The organism is Buttiauxella sp., from assembly GCF_049686335.1.
In the GTDB taxonomy this organism is placed as follows: domain Bacteria; phylum Pseudomonadota; class Gammaproteobacteria; order Enterobacterales; family Enterobacteriaceae; genus Buttiauxella.
In genome coordinates this window covers 522,375-538,249 of the sequence record NZ_JBAVHX010000004.1, presented here as the reverse complement: position 1 = coordinate 538,249, position 15,875 = coordinate 522,375, and the positions used below count along the sequence as shown (strand labels likewise).

Genomic DNA, 15,875 nt, shown 5'->3' with positions numbered 1-15,875 from the left:
TTTACTCACCCCGGTCACTTACTTTAGTAAGCTCCCGGGGATTCGTTCACTTGCCGCCTACCTGCAATCTGAATTATTTAGGCAATATTGGGGAAATGAATCTGTTTTGTAGGGCGGATAAGCTTGCGTCATCCGCCGTTGGGAAGGTTAGAAAGTGTAGTTCGCGCTGACAGAGAAGTTACGCGGTGCGCCGTACACGATAGAACGGCTGTCGATATTGGTGTCGTAGGTTTTATCGAACAAGTTATCGATGTTCGCCTGTACCGAGAACGCCTGGTTAACCTGGTAACGGGCAAACAAATCAACCAGAGCAAAGCTGCCTTGTTCTGCACGGTACGTGCCGCCAGGCACTAGAACGTCAGACCAGACATGATCCTGCCAGTTCACACCACCACCCACTGTCAACTCGCGCAGCGTCGGAATACGGTAGCTGGTGAACAGTTTGGCCGAGGTTCGCGGCAGATTCGGGTTAACCGCGTTGCCATCGCCATCTTCAGCCACATAGCGGGTTGCACCAAACGTCATCTGCCAGTCATCAGTCAGCGCGCCGTTAATCTCAAACTCCACACCTTTACTGACAGTACCGTCCGCTTCACGATAGGCTGTTTCACCATTGCTGCCTGGGATTACTGTGCCGGTCGATTGCGCAAGGTTTTCTTGCTCAATCCGGAAAATAGCCAGAGACGTGGTCAAACGGCTGTTCATCCAGTCCGCTTTCACACCCGCTTCATAGTTATTACCGGTGACTGGCGCGAGATAATTCCCTTGCTGGTCACGCTCAGTTTGCGGTTTAAACACCGAGGTATAACTGGCATAAGTCGACCAGTCTTCGTTGATATCAAATACCACACCCGCGTAAGGAGAGGTGTTATTTTTCTCCAGATCCTGCGTCAGTGTGTGCAGATTATATTTGGTATAACGTGCACCGACGATGGCATGCAGCGGGTCAGCAAGTGTAATGCGCGTCGCCATATAGGCTGATTTTTGATGAACCGTATCTTCCTGAGCAAGGCTCAGAGGAGACCAGTTGGTTTCAGGGAAATTACCGTCGTAGTCGTTGTAGTTACCCAACTGCGTATCGCTGACGTTTTCCCAGGAGCTGAAATAAGTATTCTTTTGCCTGGTGTAGCTGGTGCCTACCATCAATTCATGCTGGCGGCCGAACAGTTCGTAAGAGCCGTTGGCGAAGGTATCCAGGGCGTCTACCTTACGTTTACCGGTGTTATAACCGGTGCCACCCACGTACGGATAAGATGCGCCATAAGGGCTGACCATCAGTCCGGTCGATTTATCCACCAGACCGTCCAGGTACATCATCTTACTTTCGAGATCCATCTCGGTGTGTGTACCGTTAACCGTAAGCTGCCAGTCATTACCCAGTTTTTGCTTCAGGGTGAAGAACGTGCGCTGGGATTCTTTATCGTTGTAGGCCCAGTCAGGCGCGGTGCTATAGCTGCGATCAGGATTGGTTTTGCTACCATCGGTATACCAGCGCGGGATGCCGCCCCAGGTAGGATCGTTAACATTGGTTTCCTGATAGTCATAACCGACTGAGAAGCTGGTCGCTTCGGTTAAATCAGCATCCAGCACCCCGTAGAAGAATTTCTTCTTCTGATTGTAGCGATCAAGCCAGCTGTCGTTGTCCTGATAACCGGCCACCATACGACCACGAACATTGCCGTTTTCGGTTAACGGTGTCGACATGTCTGCCACGTAGCGTTGTTTGTTCCAGCTACCGTACTCCGCGGAAACACTGGTCTCAAACTCACGGCTGTCAGCGTGTTTACGCACCATATTGACGGCAGCAGACGGGTTACCCGAACCGGTCATCAGGCCATTCGCACCGCGCACCACCTCGATTTGCTGGTACATCGCCGTATCGGTCAATGCATCACCGAGGTTCCAGCGTGATTCAAACAGAGTAGGGATGCCATCGACCATATAGTTATCGATTAAAAAGCCGCGGGAATAGAACGAGCTGCGATCAGAGTCGGCAACACTTTCCGAAATACCGGTAGTGTTCTTCAGGACGTCACCCAGTGATTCCAGCTTCTGATCTTTCATCCGCTGTTCGCCGATGATACTGACAGACTGGGGAATATCACGGGGAACCAACAACATTTTGGTGCCGCTGGTGGTCGTTTTCACACTGTAATCCTGCGCTTCTGCGTCGCTGGAATTGGAGACCGAGTTTTCGACGACCATCGTTTCTTCTGCGTTTTGTGTCGCAGAGAAAGCGGTTGATGGCATGAGTGCAAAAGCAATACAGGACGCCAGCATTGAGATTGCGCTGGCAGGTGCGCGCTGCCCATCCCTGGTAGAAATGGTTGAAGACATCATTTGCCCTTTATTAACGGTTGGAAGTTGTGTCTCAGCACCAAAGGAGTCCGGTTGCTGAGTACAATTGCGGTGGTAATTTTACATATGTCATATGAATGAAAATGCAAATGAGAAATATACGCATTCAATTGCCTGATGTAAACAATTGTGTCTATTGAAATGAAATGTCGTTTTAATCATGCAAAGTGCAGGGGATTGATAAAATGCGGGCGTTAAGGCTGACAGGAGTCATATAAAGAAATAATGGGTTAAGGTTGAAAGAATATGAGTAACTCGCTCATACTCTTACGTTAACCCCGTCAGACTGCGAATCAAAACCGTTGGACATTGGCCCTGCGTGTTAAGAAGACATCCATTTGATGGGGCAAAATAGCCAGCAATTAATGAATAAAGGTAACGTCATGGCCGAAGAAACCATTTTCAGTAAAATTATCCGCCGCGAAATTCCGGCAGATATCGTTTATCAAGATGAGTTAGTCACTGCATTCCGTGACATATCGCCACAGGCTCCGACCCATATCCTGATTATTCCTAATGTCCTGATCCCGACGGTTAATCAGGTTACCGATGAGCATGAGCTGGCATTAGGTCGCATGGTGACGGTCGCAGCAAAAATTGCTGAGCAGGAAGGGATTGCAGAAGACGGCTATCGTCTGATCATGAACTGCAATCGCCACGGTGGACAGGAGGTTTACCATATCCACATGCATCTGCTGGGTGGTCGTGTACTGGGGCCGATGCTGGCACATAAAGGATAAGTTGATGAAAACTAACCCGCTGTTGGTTCTACTGGCTATCATCTTTATGGTGGGATGCAGCTCCAAACCGAATATTCCCGTCAGTGATGGGCAAACGCTGGTTATGGAAGCGTCGGTACTTGCGGCGGGGATCAGTGCTGAAAAACCAGATATTTCAACTGATAACGGTGCCACTGTTTCTCGCAGCCAGTTGTATAATGAACAGTCTAAACCGGTCATCATCAGCTATCGTTTCTATTGGTATGACGCAAAAGGGTTGGAGATTCATCCTCTCGAGCAACCACGCACGATAACGATACCTGCAAAATCGAGTGTTTCGGTGTCATCAATAGCCAGTTATCCAGACGCACGTCAAGTCCGTCTTTATCTCTCTTTATAAGGGGTGAATTTTGATTAAGGGAATCCATCGTTACCTGGCCATTCTCGCTGCGGCGATGATTTTGTCGGGGTGTATTAATCGTGGTGAAGCACCGGCACCTGTGGAAGAAGTGAAACCTGTTCCGCAGCAGCCCGTTGAACCGCCACCGACTGTTCCTACAGTCCCAACAGTGCCAACACAACCTGGCCCAATTGAACAGCCGCAACCGACTATTCCAGCTACGCCTAAAGTGCGTACCTACGACTGGGGCAGCGCCATGCAACCAATGGTTGGCAAAATGTTGCAAGCCGATGGCGTGACGGCTGGTGGTGTGTTGCTGGTGGACAGTGTGAACAATCATACCAATGGCTCGCTGCAAACTGGTCAGGCGACAGAAGCGTTGCGCGGTGCATTGGCAAACAACAGCAAATTTACCCTTGTTTCCGCTCAACAGCTTTCTCTGGCTAAGCAGCAACTGGGATTATCACCGCAAGACAGCCTTGGCTCGCGTAGCAAAGCGATTGGCATTGCCCGTAATGTGGGCGCGCAATATGTGCTTTACAGCAATGCGAGTGGCAACGTGAACGCCCCTACGCTGAAAATGCAGTTGATGCTGGTGCAGACTGGCGAAATTATTTGGTCAGGAAGCAGTGCTGTACAACAAACCCAATAATTCGACACTGCAAAGTGTGATTGAAAAGTATCTTCCGGCGGCTCAGGCCGCCGGTTGCTTTTCTCAGCTGCAAGGATTAAGCGGCGGAAGTCTGCATTTCACAACGGGTCAGCTTGAGTATGTTGCGCGACAACAGCTTGAAGCTCCGATGCCCGGGGTCTCTCTCTCGCGGCAATATCGCGCGTTATCCCGTATAGCACCGGGAATCGGCTCTCGTCCTGTTTGCCTGGCGAATGGCTGGTTAATCGTCGAATGGTTGAATGGTGAGGTAAAATCGGAACTGCCCTCACTGAAAACGCTGACTTCCTTGTTGTATGATTTACATCATCAACCCTGTTTCGGCTGGCGAATCAATCTGTTGCCATTACTTGAACATTATTGGCAAACGGCCGCCCCAGAGCGAAGAAGCCTGGTGTGGCTGCGCTTGCTTAAAAAGATGAAAAAGCAGGGCGAGCCTAAACCGCTGCGCCTGGCTGCGCTGCACATGGATATTCATGCCGGTAACCTGGTGCATCAGGGGCAAAATATCCAACTCATCGACTGGGAATATGCCGGTGATGGGGACGTGGCGCTGGAACTTGCGGCCATTGTTGTGGCCAATAATATTGAATGCGAGCCTTTGATTCGCGCTTATGCGCAATCAAGCCACATTCGGTTCGATGAGTTAAACCGGCAGGTCAGGCGCTGGCAGCCGTGGGTTATCCTGCTGATGGCATCATGGTATGAATGCCGTTGGCAACAAACGCACGACAAAACATTTTTAACCCTTGCAGATGAGACGTGGTGCCGTCTGCAAGCGAACGATTAATTAAGAGAGGTAGATGTGGGTCCGGTAATGTTGGATGTGGCAGGCTTTGAGCTGGATGCCGAAGAACGTGAAATTCTCAAGCACCCACTGGTTGGTGGGCTGATTCTTTTTACCCGCAACTATCATGATCCTGAGCAACTGCGTGAACTGGTACGCCAAATCCGGGAGGCATCTCGCCATCGCCTGGTGGTTGCCGTTGACCAGGAAGGCGGGCGCGTTCAACGTTTTCGTGAAGGATTTACCCGTCTGCCTGCTGCCCAATCTTTTGCCGCCATTCACGGCCTGGAGCAGGGCGGAAAACTGGCCCAGGAAGCGGGCTGGTTGATGGCAAGCGAAATGATTGACATGGATATCGACATCAGCTTTGCCCCGGTGCTGGATATTGGTCATATCAGTGCCGCCATTGGGGAGCGCTCATATCATGAGGATCCGCGTAAAGCGCTGGCGATGGCCACCTGTTTTATTGATGGCATGCATGCCGCCGGGATGAAAACGACTGGTAAACACTTCCCTGGGCATGGTGCAGTCACTGCCGACTCACATAAAGAAACGCCTCGCGATCCGCGTGAAGAAGCGCTTATCCGTGAACACGACATGCAAATTTTCAGCCGTTTAATCACTGAGAATAAACTCGATGCGATTATGCCAGCGCATGTCATCTATACCGATGTAGATCCGCTCCCTGCCAGTGGGTCTCCGCACTGGCTAAAAACAGTTTTACGGGGCGAACTCGGCTTTAATGGCGTTATCTTCTCTGACGATTTATCGATGGAAGGGGCAGCGATTATGGGCAGTTATGCCGAACGTGGGCAGGCGTCGCTGGATGCAGGTTGCGATATGATCCTGGTCTGCAATAATCGTAATGGCGCGGTCAGCGTGTTAGATAACCTGTCGCCGGTCAAAGCAGAGCGTGTTACAGGTTTGTATCATAAAGGTTCATTTACCCGCCAGGAGCTGATGTCGTCAGCGCGCTGGAAAGCAGCAAACCAGCAACTTGAGGCGCTGCATGAGCAGTGGCAAGCCCACAAGGCGGGTCTTTAACTCCTCAGGCCAAACGGCCTGAATTCGTGTGGTGAGGATGCAATGATTATCTATTTACACGGTTTCGACTCTAATAGTCCTGGTAACCATGAAAAGGTGCTGCAACTCCAGTTTATCGACCCGGACGTACGGCTTATCAGTTACAGCACGCGGCATCCGAAACACGATATGCAGCATCTACTTAAAGAAGTCGATAAAATGCTGCAACTGAGTGTCGATGAACGACCACTGATTTGCGGCGTTGGGCTAGGAGGCTTCTGGGCCGAGCGTATCGGTTTCCTGTGTGATATTCGTCAGGTGATCTTTAACCCGAATCTGTTCCCGCAAGAGAACATGGAAGGGAAAATCGATCGTCCTGAGGAATACACCGATATCGCGACCAAATGCGTGCAGAATTTCCGCGATAAAAATCGTGACCGCTGCCTGACGATTTTGTCGCGAAATGACGAATCGCTGGATAACGCGCGTACCGCCGAATTGCTGCATCATTACTATGAGATTGTGTGGGATCAGGAACAGACCCACAAATTTAAAAATATCTCACCACACCTTCAGCGTATCAAAGCGTTTAAAACGCTAGGCTGAAATACCCCGGCTACACGAATTATTCAGGGTATTAAAGCGGTAAATTGAAAGGGGTCAGCCATGTGCTGGCCCTTTTTGTTTATCTTTTCGGCAGAAAAATTTGATGCACATCAATTTTGGTATGACCAATACACCATCCATGTTATTCTTTGGTCATATTAGTGAGTTTGTTTAGCTAACTTGTTGTTAATTAAATGCTATTTCCATAACCTTTAATTAACAATTGGTTAATAATTTAAGGGGGTCACTTTGACTACGCCATTAAGAAAAATTGTCATTGTCGGTGGTGGTGCTGGCGGACTTGAACTGGCCACTCAGTTAGGTAAAAAACTGGGTCGTGGTAAGAAAGCAAAAGTTACGCTTATCGATCGTAACCATAGCCATTTATGGAAACCGCTGCTGCACGAAGTGGCAACCGGCTCTCTGGATGAAGGTGTGGATGCGCTGAGCTATCTGGCACACGCACGTAATCATCATTTCCAGTTCCAGCTCGGTTCAGTGGTCGACATTAACCGTGAAAGCAAAACCTTGACTCTCGCCGAACTGCGCGATGACAAAGGAGAGCTGCTGGTTCCGGAACGTAAAATTCCTTATGACACTCTGGTGATGGCGCTGGGCAGTACTTCCAACGACTTCAACACCCCTGGCGTCAAAGAAAATTGTATCTTCCTCGATAACCCGCATCAGGCGCGTCGTTTCCATTCTGAAATGCTGAATCTTTTCCTCAAGTATTCTGCAAATCTGGGTGCCAGCGGCAAAGTGAACATTGCCATCGTAGGCGGCGGGGCGACTGGTGTGGAACTGTCTGCGGAGCTGCATAACGCAGTGAAACAGCTGCACAGCTACGGTTATAAAGGTCTGACCAACGAAGCATTGAATGTCACGTTGGTTGAGGCGGGCGAACGTATTCTGCCTGCGCTGCCACCGCGCATTTCTGCTGCGGCTCATAGCGAATTAACCAAACTGGGCGTGCGTGTTCTGACGCAAACCATGGTGACTTCTGCTGACTCGGGTGGCCTGAACACCAAAGACGGCGAGTACATTGCTGCAGACCTGATGGTTTGGGCGGCAGGGATCAAAGCGCCAGACTTCATGAAAGATATCGGTGGTCTTGAAACTAACCGTATCAATCAGCTGGTGACTGAGCCAACACTGCAAACCACGCGCGATCCGGACATCTATGCGATTGGCGACTGTGCTTCATGTGCACGTCCAGAAGGTGGTTTTGTGCCGCCACGTGCGCAGGCTGCGCACCAGATGGCATCACTGGTGCTGACCAATATTCTTGCGCAGATGAAAGACAAACCACTGAAAGCCTATATCTATAAAGATCACGGCTCGCTGGTGTCGCTGTCCAAATTCTCCACCGTTGGCAGCCTGATGGGTAATCTGATGCGCGGCTCAATGATGGTAGAAGGGCGCATGGCGCGTTTTGTTTATATCTCGCTGTACCGTATGCACCAGGTCGCACTGCATGGTTATTTCAAAACCGGTCTGATGATGCTGGTGGGCAGTATCAACCGCGTGATTCGTCCGCGTCTGAAACTGCACTAATCGCCTTTCAGCATGACATTCAAACCCGGCTCCGGCCGGGTTTTTTTGTTGCAGTAAAGCAGCATAAAATTTCATAAACCTGCTTTTAACGCTTAGGAATTCTCCCAAACACCCGCTTTCGCCGTATCAATCCGCACTTTTCATCCGTTGTCTGATTTGTCTGAACCCGTTCCTGGTTGCAAACTATAAGCAATAGCAAAGTCAGGAGGATGTCCTGTGAATAAATCAATGTTAGCGGGTATAGGTATCGGTGTGGCCGCAGCACTGGGTGTGGCGGCGGTTGCAAGCATGAATGTTTTTGACCGTGGTCCTCAGTATGCACAGGTGGTGTCAGCGACGCCAATTAAGGAAACCGTCAAAACGCCGCGCAAAGAGTGCCAGAACGTCGCGGTTACTCATCGTCGCCCGGTACAGGATGATAATCGTATTATCGGTTCTGCGCTGGGTGCCGTCGCCGGTGGGGTAATTGGTCATCAGTTTGGTGGTGGGCGTGGTAAAGATGTGGCTACGGTCGTGGGTGCATTGGGCGGTGGTTACGCAGGTAACCAGGTGCAAGGCAACATGCAAGACCGTGACACTTACACCACCACACAACAGAAGTGTAAAACGGTTTACGACAAATCAGAGAAAATGCTCGGTTATGACGTAACGTATCGCATTGGCGATCAGCAGGGCAAAATCCGTATGGATAAAGATCCTGGCACGCAGATCCCGCTGGATAATAACGGCCAGTTAGTTTTGAATAAAATCTAACGGTGAATGATGAGCGGGGCTCACATTCGAAAAATGTCGGATGGCACTTACGTTTATCCGACCTACGAAATTTCGGTTTTGTAGGGTGGATAAGCGGTCGCGTCATCCACCAAAAAAAATGTAAGCCCATCTATAAAGATGGGTTTTTTGTTAGTGGCTGCCCCGTAACTGCTGCTGAAGTTTCAACAGTGCGGTTACTTCAGTTATCCGCCGTTGCGTGTAAGCCGGGATCGCTTCTGGCGTGCGCAAAAACACTCTTTTCTCGCCAAATACCACATCATTCAAACAGCGATCATAAAGCGGCCCGGCAATCAGCTGGCGCTCAGTATCGTTGTCAGTGATCCACTCAACCACTTCATTCGCACCTTCACGATCGATATTGATGATTTGCCCGTCATGAAGATAAATTCGCATACCTTTTTGCCCGCCTGCCGGCCCGGCATATTTATTGAGATGCAGGGTAAACGGGATATCGCTCATGGTGCCGCTTAACAGTGCTTCACCTTCGGCAGTCGTTACATCACCGGTGGCAATCGCATTACCCAGACGGTCACGGGCGTAAGTGAGTTCAACGCTTAGCCGGTCATTCCCGCCGAGTAGACGAACTGTTTCGCGCATCATGGCGAGAACATGAGTCCCAATGTCGACAATAACGCCGTCAGGATGGCGCAACTGACGGGTATCCGCTTCACCCGTGACGAAGTTCAGCGCAACAGGCTCGCCCGCTGCGTTAAATCCGCTGGGTTCGCATAAGAACCCTTCAATTCGGCTTATTTCATTGAAGATGTGAATGTGGTCGCAGGCTTGAGTGCGAACCATCCAGTGATCTAACGCCAGCACGCGAGCGGCAATTTGCGGCTCTTGAAGCACTGTTTCGAGTTTTTCGAGTTGTGCAAGTGTGGCGGCAACGGGCTTTTCAACCACAATCGCTGGGACGTTGCTTTGCAGTACTCGCTCAAGTACAGGGAGATGATGAAGCGAAGAGGTGGTTATCAGCACCACGTCGAGGGGCAATGCCAGTAAGGCCTCCAGAGAATCACAGCGGCTGATACCGTCTATTTGACGCGTGGTGTCGACGTCAAATCCATAAAGCTCCAGATCGGGAGGAGATATACGGCGTAACGCCGGAAGATAAGCTGTTTCGATGACCGAACCTAAACCAATAAACCCTGCCAGCATACTTTGACCTTACCAAATATAAACTGCATCAATAATAAGAGTCCTTATGTTTTAAATGACTATTACGCTTCGGTCGAGCAGGAATGTGTGAACACGCGTAAAAACACAGGCTGGGTTTCACCAGCCTGTGTGAGTCGTTTTATCGAACCTTAACTTAGAACAGCAGCGAATAGTTCACGCCGTAAGTGCGTCCCCGGCCTTTGTATTCATACAGCGATGGGCTGCCGTAAGTTGGGCTGTACAGCAGCGGTGCGCGCTGGCCCCACACGGTGGTGTAATCTTCATCCAGCAAGTTTTCGATGCTGAAGCTGAGTTTGCCCACAGGCAAAGCATAGCTCCCAATAAAGTCGATAGTGTTGTAGCCATTGATCTTATTGTCGCTCGCATCGGTCAAATCAAAGGTCTGCTGGCTTTGCACTCGCAGGCTCCACGGATCAGGTGCCCAGCCAACGTAGGCGGTGGCTTTTGATGGGCTGGCGTATATCACGTCCCATTTCTGCCATTTTCCGTCAACTTTCGTCTCGGATTTCAGCACGTTGAAGTTAACACCGGTGCTCCAGTTTGAGTCCGGAATGAAGTAATCCACTGCACCTTCAACACCGTAAATACGGCGCTGATCGTCCTGTACATTGATGGTCATATCGGCACGGTTGATGGCGATAGACTTATCGGACAAGGAATAGTACGCCGCAACCTGGCTGCGCAGGCTATCACCGGTATAGCGCCAGCCTAACTCATAAGAATCGACCTTGATCCCCTGAAGTTTAGACTGCCCAACGTTCACACTATTCAGGAGCTGGTAATGGCCATTCGACAGGCGGTAAGTGCCATTGCCGTAATATTTGCCCGGATCAGGCAACTCAACACCTTGCGAGAAGTTGAACCACGCTTGTTGGCGTTCGGTGATGTGCATCAGCACACCGGCATTGAACAACGCGTTGTCGTAATCGGTGCTGCCGCCAGGGATAGCATCGGCTGAATTTGCGATACCGTTCGCAATGCCTTGTTGCTGAGTGAACCCAATAAAGTCATCCACTTTATTCTCAGTCCACTGGTAGCGCACACCGCCACTAACAGTAAACAAGTCGTTGATGTCATAACTGGTTTGCAGGAACGGGGCGAGGTTAGTGATGGTGTAGCCAGGGTAGCGGCCAGTGGTATAAATACTCTGGTTGTTCAGGCCACCCGAGGCGTTAGCTTTCGCCAAATCAAAGAACATCTGATTCGAGGTAAAGCTCTCGTGATCGGCGTCGACACCATACGTTATCTGCCAGCCGTCGAGCGGTTGGCTGGTCAGCGCCAGTTTTGCACCGTACTGGTCAGTGTCTTGCTGAGAAGCGGAGAAGCTGGTGACCGTGTTACGGGTCAGCGTCGGGAACGGATAGAACGTCAGCGATTCATCACGATAATAAATCTGCCCAACCAATTCCTGGCCGAGGAAATCGCTGTTGGAGTATTGCAGGCTAATCAGATGGCGTTCGGTGCCAGGAATGCGGTCTGAATTCAGCTCATCGCTAACATACGCCTTGCCGTTACCGGTTACTGCAGAAAAATTCTGCCCCAGATTAAGGCCGTAATCATCATCACCCTGGCTTTTGTAGTACTGCGTCACCAACTGGAGTTGTTGAGTTTCATCAATATTTAACGTACCGGTGCCCATTACATCCAGACGGTCTGAATATTGCAAACCGGTCTGGGTATTGTCGAGCAAGGTCTGGTCGCCATTGCCATCAAACCAACCGCCAAACTTTTGATAAGCCACTGAAAGACGCCCGGAAGCATGGTCGTTACCACCTGATATGGCACCCGCAACACGCTCATCATGATCTTTGCTGCTGTTGAAACCTGATTTAAGACCGGTTTCAAATTCCATCTGAGTTTCAGGCTGGCCTTTTTTGGTCACGATATTAATCAGGCCACCGGTACTGCCGCCGCCATACAGTGACGTGGCGCCGGAGATGACTTCAATATGCTCGATATTGAACGGGTCAATAGAATCCAACTGGCGACTATCGGTACGGGACGAGTTCAGGCGCACACCATCCACTAACACCACGATAGAACGGCCACGCATATTCATGCCGTAGTTGGTACGACTCTGGCTACCCACATCCAGACCAGGAATGAGCTGCGCAAGGGCATCTTTCAGCTCTTTGCCACCCTGGATCTGTTGTTCAAGCTCAGCACCTTCGATAACCCAGGTGGTCTGCGCCATCTCAGCAACGGTGCGGTGCATACGGTTGGCAGAAACCGTAATGTTTTCTTCGGACGTTTGCTGTGCGAAAGCCGGAGACATCATCGCCAGAAGCAACGGGTTAAGCACCCAGCGCGCGTTTTTATGCATCATCATCTTTCCTTGGATGGGAAATAATTAACATTTAAAAATGTTTTGTAATATGAACGCACAGAATTTTGCCGATAACGGTTCTCATTATCAATCTCAATTGATAGTATTTCTCAAATTAATCTTATGAATAATCACATGATTTCTGTGGTTTACTTTTTCAAGCGTGGCCGTGAGCGGCAAAGGAGTCGAAATGTCTGGAGTGCAAGGCTATCGATTGTTTAATGTGCAGCTAGTGAATAAATCGCAGGTTTCACCATCACTGTTGAGCCTGGTATTTGGCGGCGTCGATGTTGCCAGAATGAAATGTGATTCGCCGGACCAACGAATCAAAATGCTATTCCCATCAGAGGATGGCTCGATCCCCGCTTTGCCTGAGCAAGCGCAGTGGTATCAGTTGCTGCAAGAATTGCCCAAAGAGAAGCGGCCGATTGTGCGCACTTACACCTTGCGCCACGTTGACCGCGAGCGCCAGGAGGTGACGGTTGAATTCGTCAGTCATGGAACAGAAGGACCGGCCTCCGCATGGGCGATCGCCTCGAAACCCGGTGATCAAATCCAAATCGTCGCCCCCAATGCAGATTACCCGCAAGACAGCGGCGGTTATGAATGGACGCCACCGGCAGGCTTGCGTCAGGGATTAATTATTGCCGATGAAACCGCACTGCCAGCGGCGCGGGGGATTCTTGAATTGCTGGCGGCTCAGCAAAACCCTCCGCAAATCCAGGCATTTTTTGAAGTGCCAGAGCAGGGGGATTGTGTTGATTTAAGCGAATTTAGCTTCGCCCGTATTCACTGGTTGCCGCGTAAACCCGCGAATGCCAGCCACGGCGAGTGCTTATTACCTGCGGTAAAAGCCGAAGCGCAACTGCCTAAAACGGCTGGAGTTGTTGAAGCGATCAACGAGGAAGCTGAAGGCGAATTGCTGTGGGATAAAGCCACCACCGACAGTACGACGTTTTATGGATGGGTTGCCGGGGAATCGACTGTGGTGAAAATGCTGCGGCGTTATTTGATTGGGGAATGTGGGGTAAACCACGATGCTATCAACTTTATGGCTTACTGGAGTAAAGGACGCCAGAAATAAAGTACTGCAAAAGATAAGGCGGATGAATTTGAGTAATCCGCCTCACTGCATTTAGATTTTCTTCAGTTCAGGCATCAGACGCATGGTGGTGTTCACTATCTGCAAAAGCTCGTCATAGCTGGCGTTTTCACGCGCACTTACCGACATCCCCTGAATAATACAGCACAGGTATTTAGCCAGCTTACGAACGCAGCTGCTGGCAGGTATTTCACCTTTCTCCTGACGTTTAGTCAGAAAACGTACCAACGTTTCTTCCTGCATCGACTGGCGTGTTTTTATCACGGCGGCAATATCTTCCGAAGAGGCCGCAAGTACTGACGAAGTACAGATAATAAAACATCCCGTTGGTGTGTCTTTCTCGGTAAAGAGTTTGGCAATCAACGATAAATAATCTTCCAACGCTTCTTCAAGCGTCCGTTCTTCGCAGAACAAGCACGCCTCACGCATTTGCGTAAAACGCGCAATATAACGATCCAGCACCGCCCGGAATAGCCCTTCTTTATTGGTGAATTCGGCATACAGCGTCGGGGCTTTTGCGCCCGTAGCTTCGACCAAATGCGCCATCGAGGTGGCTTCATAACCGTGTTGCCAGAACAGAGCCATGGCCTTGTCGAGTGCTGCTTCCCTGTCAAACACCTTCGGACGGCCACGGCTTTTTTTAATGCAACTTGTATCAGATGACATGTGCGCCGTTGAACCTTTGTCTGTTTAATGAACGATCATTATAAAAATAAAAACCCGCAGTAGCTACAGGCATTTAGGATAAAAATAAATTAATCCTATCTTAATGATAAATAGTACTTTTATAAAATAGTTAATGAACGTTATAAAATTAATTTGACGTGTGATGCAGATCACGTTTATGATTTAGTTATCGATCGTTAAGTAAATAACTTTACGACCTTACAAATCAACTGCTCAAGGTACATAACATGAAAAACGTAAAAACTCTGATCGCTGCCGTTGTTCTTAGCTCAGTTTCTTTCGCAAGCTTCGCCGCTGTAGAAGTGCAAGCCACTCCAGCAGGCCAACAGAAAATCGGTACTGTGACTGCAACAGCCGGGACTAACCTCGATTCTCTGGAAGCGCAACTTGCTGAAAAAGCAGACCAAATGGGTGCAAGTTCTTACCGTATTACTTCAGTGACTGGCCCAAATACTTTGCACGGGACTGCGGTTATCTATAAGTAAATAACTACCCTCTGAGCATTGCTTAAGAATCCAAAAAAAGGCCCTGTTAAAAACAGGGCCTTTAAGCTCAACATAAACCTCTTCCCAGGTCTGATAAGCGCAGCGTCATCTGACAAAACTGATGAAAATGGTGGATGACGCTAACGCTTATCCACCCTACAACACCTGTTTAGTATCTATTCACCAATGGAAAAAGCTAAATTTCGTTGGTTGGAACGCTCTGTGCGTTCACCTCTACTGGCATACCAGAACGGTGTTGCATCGCTTGTTCCATCACCACGGCATCCGTTTCAGTTGCGGACTGGAACTGTTTCATCTGCTCGGTCAGCACGATCGGCAGCACTTTGGGATCGTCATTAATATCTTTCGACAGCGGCTGATGCACTTCCACTAAACGGGTGCCATCGGGTTCGACCGAGGTTTTGATCGCGGTATTGATGATTCGCACAGGCGTGCCGACCGGCATCTCTTTATACAGAGCTTTAATATCGTCATCGCGCAGGCGAATGCAACCAGAACTCACGCGCATCCCAATACCAAAGTCAGCGTTGGTGCCGTGTAACAGGTAGACACCACCATGGGCGGCGAGGCGAATCGCATGGTGACCCATTGGGTTATCCGGCCCGGCTGGCACCACGCCTGGGAGTTTGATGCCATTTGCCAGGTAACGTGCGCGGATATTGGCAGTTGGCGTCCAGGTTGGGTTGGCTCGCTTATCTGAAACGGTCGTCACCATGGTTGGCGTCACGGTGTCTCCACCCAGTTGGCCAATACCAATCGGGTAAACGGTGACGCTGTTTTTACCTGCCGGATAGTAATACACCCGCAACTCGGCGAGGTTAAGTACCAGCCCCTGGCGAGGCGCATCAGGTAACAACATCTGACGCGGGATGGTCAGCACGCTTCCTGCACGAGGAACATAAGGGTCAACACCTGGATTTGCCTGCAGTAAAGCCAGGAAACCGACATTGTATTTTTTCGCAATCGCCTCAAGCGACCCCCCATTATCCTCCACCACATGGAAAAAATTCTTGCCGATCAGACGGCTTCCTTCGGGCGGCAAAGGGTAAGAGTTGGCGGCAGCTTGAAACGAGGCCATTGTTGCGCTAACCAGCATAATCGAAGCCAGCCAGCGAATGACGCGAGCTTTGCGGGATATTGAAACGCTCTGAGAGGTCGTCACGGTAAACCTTTTAAAGTATGCG

At 50.0% G+C, this 15,875-nt stretch carries 15 protein-coding genes; 10 read left to right on the top strand and 5 right to left on the bottom strand.

The window, feature by feature from the left end; all coding sequences use genetic code 11:
• Positions 1 to 147: 147 nt before the first annotated feature.
• On the bottom strand, positions 148 to 2,337 hold the full coding sequence (fhuE, locus tag WBL83_RS02915; RefSeq protein WP_424587719.1) for a ferric-rhodotorulic acid/ferric-coprogen receptor FhuE: 2,190 nt from the start codon (positions 2,335 to 2,337) through the stop codon (positions 148 to 150).
• Positions 2,338 to 2,741: 404 nt separating this feature from the next.
• On the opposite strand from fhuE, the gene hinT reads away from it, so the two are divergent.
• From hinT to WBL83_RS02875, 8 genes are all read left to right on the top strand, one after another.
• Positions 2,742 to 3,098, top strand: coding sequence for a purine nucleoside phosphoramidase (hinT, locus tag WBL83_RS02910; protein ID WP_424587718.1), 357 nt, complete (start codon positions 2,742 to 2,744; stop codon positions 3,096 to 3,098).
• 4 nt (positions 3,099 to 3,102) lie between these two features.
• Positions 3,103 to 3,477 (top strand): YcfL family protein, encoded by a 375-nt coding sequence (locus WBL83_RS02905; protein WP_424587717.1) that lies wholly within the window; start codon positions 3,103 to 3,105, stop codon positions 3,475 to 3,477.
• 55 nt (positions 3,478 to 3,532) lie between these two features.
• Positions 3,533 to 4,129, top strand: coding sequence for a penicillin-binding protein activator LpoB (gene lpoB, locus WBL83_RS02900; protein ID WP_424588027.1), 597 nt, complete (start codon positions 3,533 to 3,535; stop codon positions 4,127 to 4,129).
• A complete protein-coding gene (gene thiK, locus WBL83_RS02895; RefSeq protein ID WP_424587716.1) occupies positions 4,107 to 4,937 on the top strand; it encodes a thiamine kinase in 831 nt (276 codons plus the stop codon). The genes lpoB and thiK overlap by 23 nt, the downstream gene beginning before the upstream one ends.
• Before the next feature lie 15 nt (positions 4,938 to 4,952).
• Complete coding sequence (gene nagZ / locus WBL83_RS02890) at positions 4,953 to 5,978, top strand: beta-N-acetylhexosaminidase (RefSeq protein ID WP_424587715.1); 1,026 nt, start codon at positions 4,953 to 4,955, stop codon at positions 5,976 to 5,978.
• Positions 5,979 to 6,020: 42 nt separating this feature from the next.
• Positions 6,021 to 6,563: an alpha/beta hydrolase YcfP gene (gene ycfP / locus WBL83_RS02885; RefSeq protein ID WP_424587714.1), complete on the top strand. Its 543-nt coding sequence runs from the start codon at positions 6,021 to 6,023 to the stop codon at positions 6,561 to 6,563.
• 249 nt (positions 6,564 to 6,812) lie between these two features.
• Positions 6,813 to 8,117, top strand: a complete 1,305-nt coding sequence (locus tag WBL83_RS02880; protein WP_424587713.1) for an NAD(P)/FAD-dependent oxidoreductase — start codon at positions 6,813 to 6,815, stop codon at positions 8,115 to 8,117.
• Positions 8,118 to 8,333: 216 nt separating this feature from the next.
• Positions 8,334 to 8,870, top strand: a complete 537-nt coding sequence (locus tag WBL83_RS02875; protein WP_424587712.1) for a glycine zipper 2TM domain-containing protein — start codon at positions 8,334 to 8,336, stop codon at positions 8,868 to 8,870.
• 150 nt (positions 8,871 to 9,020) lie between these two features.
• On the opposite strand, the gene WBL83_RS02870 is transcribed toward WBL83_RS02875, so the two are convergent.
• On the bottom strand, positions 9,021 to 10,049 hold the full coding sequence (locus tag WBL83_RS02870; RefSeq protein ID WP_424587711.1) for a Gfo/Idh/MocA family oxidoreductase: 1,029 nt from the start codon (positions 10,047 to 10,049) through the stop codon (positions 9,021 to 9,023).
• Between the two features lie 154 nt (positions 10,050 to 10,203).
• A complete protein-coding gene (iutA, locus tag WBL83_RS02865) occupies positions 10,204 to 12,393 on the bottom strand; it encodes a ferric aerobactin receptor IutA (RefSeq protein WP_424588026.1) in 2,190 nt (729 codons plus the stop codon).
• A gap of 193 nt (positions 12,394 to 12,586) precedes the next feature.
• Here iutA and WBL83_RS02860 point away from each other — a divergent pair, with 193 nt between their 5' ends.
• A complete protein-coding gene (locus WBL83_RS02860; protein ID WP_424587710.1) occupies positions 12,587 to 13,480 on the top strand; it encodes a siderophore-interacting protein in 894 nt (297 codons plus the stop codon).
• A 51-nt stretch (positions 13,481 to 13,531) separates the two neighbouring features.
• On the opposite strand, the gene WBL83_RS02855 is transcribed toward WBL83_RS02860, so the two are convergent.
• The gene (locus WBL83_RS02855; RefSeq protein WP_424587709.1) at positions 13,532 to 14,164 is read right to left on the bottom strand and encodes a TetR/AcrR family transcriptional regulator; all 633 of its coding nucleotides are present in this window, start codon (positions 14,162 to 14,164) and stop codon (positions 13,532 to 13,534) included.
• A 248-nt stretch (positions 14,165 to 14,412) separates the two neighbouring features.
• Between WBL83_RS02855 and bhsA the strand changes: the two genes are divergently transcribed.
• Positions 14,413 to 14,670 carry a multiple stress resistance protein BhsA gene (gene bhsA, locus WBL83_RS02850; protein ID WP_424587708.1) on the top strand — a complete coding sequence of 86 codons (258 nt, stop codon included), beginning with the start codon at positions 14,413 to 14,415 and terminating at the stop codon, positions 14,668 to 14,670.
• A gap of 196 nt (positions 14,671 to 14,866) precedes the next feature.
• On the opposite strand, the gene ldtC is transcribed toward bhsA, so the two are convergent.
• Positions 14,867 to 15,787, bottom strand: coding sequence for a L,D-transpeptidase LdtC (gene ldtC / locus WBL83_RS02845; RefSeq protein WP_424588025.1), 921 nt, complete (start codon positions 15,785 to 15,787; stop codon positions 14,867 to 14,869).
• Positions 15,788 to 15,875 lie beyond the last annotated feature (88 nt).